At 45.5% G+C, this 2,057-nt stretch carries 2 protein-coding genes and 1 pseudogene; 2 read left to right on the top strand and 1 reads right to left on the bottom strand.

Going from position 1 to position 2,057, the window contains the following annotated elements; genetic code table 11:
• Nucleotides 1–383 (bottom strand): annotated as a pseudogene (locus ACEW8S_RS14310) (phytanoyl-CoA dioxygenase); the annotation flags it as partial.
• A 282-nt stretch (nucleotides 384–665) separates the two neighbouring features.
• Here ACEW8S_RS14310 and ACEW8S_RS14305 point away from each other — a divergent pair.
• Together ACEW8S_RS14305 and ACEW8S_RS14300 are read left to right on the top strand one after the other, a co-directional pair.
• Entirely contained in the window at nucleotides 666–1,187 is a 522-nt protein-coding gene (locus ACEW8S_RS14305; RefSeq protein WP_373518815.1) for a DUF421 domain-containing protein, read from the top strand.
• 135 nt (nucleotides 1,188–1,322) lie between these two features.
• On the top strand, nucleotides 1,323–2,057 hold a 735-nt coding region (locus tag ACEW8S_RS14300; protein ID WP_373518814.1), incomplete at its 3' end, for a glycerol-3-phosphate dehydrogenase.

Here is a 2,057-nt window from a genome sequence, read left to right as displayed (position 1 = left end):
GCGTCATATACGTGGGGCATTTGGCGATTGTTCCAAAGATGCTGATGGTTGTACACCTCGACCATGCCCGTACCGGTCAATTCCTTCATTTTCATTTCGGCGCGCGGCGGGGCATACCATGTTTCGGGGTTATAGGGGTCTTTTTCATCGAACTCCCAAAGAAAATCCGCCGTTGCCTGCGCTTGTTCCTTGGGCACGGCGTTTTTTACGACAATGTATCCGTTGTGCTTCCAGAATCTCCAATCGTCCTCGCTTAAGACACGCAAAGGTTCCCCGTTGCTTCGGTCGTTCAATTTTTGTTTGCTACTTGTCGCCGTTGATGGGTTTCCAGGAATTGCCTCATGGGCCTTGTTGGCCATCTCCGGTTTATATTTCGAATCCATAATGGTGCGTTTTAGATTCTTTTAAATTACGTAATTTCGTCGAATTTTAGTCCATTAAAATATCAGACTGTGCCTTTAGGATTAGTAAAATAGCCTTCAGGGGCAAACTTAGCCGAATAAATCCATTATCTTATTTGGTAAGGATGGCATCGGCCAAAAAGAAATGAACTATACGGTACTAGGCGTTGAAGAGGACGACAGTACCCCGTTCGAATGGGAGGCCACCTTACAAAAGCGAACGAGGCAACCGTCCAGGAATTATACCAAAAGCAAAAAAACGACATGGAAATCTTCACTTCGTTGAAACCGTGGACCATCGTACAGATGTGCGTTGCGGCCATCTGTATCTATTTGTATATCATGTTGATTACCCGGATTGCCGGTAAACGGACCTTCGCCAAGATGTCGAGCTTCGATTTTGCGGTGACCATCGCCATGGGGTCTATTTTAGCGGATGCCGTCAACAAACCGGTATCGAGTTTGATGCCGGCTTTTGTGTCGTTAGCGCTATTGGCTTTCCTGCAAGTGCTTTTCGCCAAAATGCTGTCGTCTTCGGACGGAGTGGAAAAATTGCTCACCAATACGCCGATTCTACTAATGAAAGATGGGGAAATCTTTGAGAAAAACCTAAAAAAGGCCTTGGTCAGCAGGGCCGATTTGATGGGAAAACTTCGGGAAGCCAACGTATTACAGCTTTCAGAAGTGAGAGCGGTCGTTTTTGAGACTACCGGTGATATATCCGTATTGCATACCACTGAAGATACTACAATCGATGCTGTTATTATGGAGGATGTTGGAAATTGATGTTGGAAATTAAGGTATGAAAGTGCCTACAAAACAACTTTCGCCCATAGCTCCTACGAAAAGCCACTTCCCTTTTATTTTAAGTAATTTTGTACTGAATCGTGAAATAGACCTGACAGATCTAAGGACCTTAACATGAAAAAACCAGAAAAATTCGCAGTAATCGGAGGCGGAAGCTGGGCTACTGCCATTGTTAAAATGCTCTGTGTCAATCAGGACAAAGTAGGTTGGTACATGCGGAATTCCGATGCGGTTGGGTTTATCAACATCCAAAAGCACAATCCGAATTACTTGACATCGGTCACCTTCGACACCAATAAACTCGATTTGACGGACGATATCAATGCCGCCGTTAGCAAAGCGGATATCTTGATCTTTGCCGTTCCATCGGCATTTCTGGGCGGGGAGCTCGAAAAACTGAGTGTTGACATAAAGGACAAAATCATTTTTTCAGCCATTAAAGGAATAGTTCCCGAATCGGGATTGATCGTCGGGAAGCATTTTCATAAGGAATACGGCATCCCCTATGAAAATATCGGTGTGATTACCGGACCTTGCCATGCCGAAGAAGTCGCCTTAGAACGCCTTTCGTACCTAACCATTGCCTGTGCGGACGCCGAAAAGGCCGAATATGTAGCCAAAAACCTCAACAGCGAGTATATCAAGACCAAGGTCACCAAAGACATTATCGGTGCCGAATATGCGGCCATGCTCAAGAACATTTACGCTATCGCAGCAGGCATAGCCCACGGTCTGGGCTATGGCGACAACTTTCAGGCCGTTCTGATGAGCAATGCCATTCGCGAAATGAAGCGCTTTACCAAACGTATCCATAAAATCGACCGGAATATCAACAATTCCGCTTATTTG

It is taken from the genome of Pricia sp. (assembly GCF_041745955.1).
Taxonomy (GTDB): Bacteria; Bacteroidota; Bacteroidia; order Flavobacteriales; family Flavobacteriaceae; genus Pricia.
The sequence above is the reverse complement of the archived record's forward strand: the minus strand, read 5'-3'. Positions and strand labels throughout refer to the sequence as shown.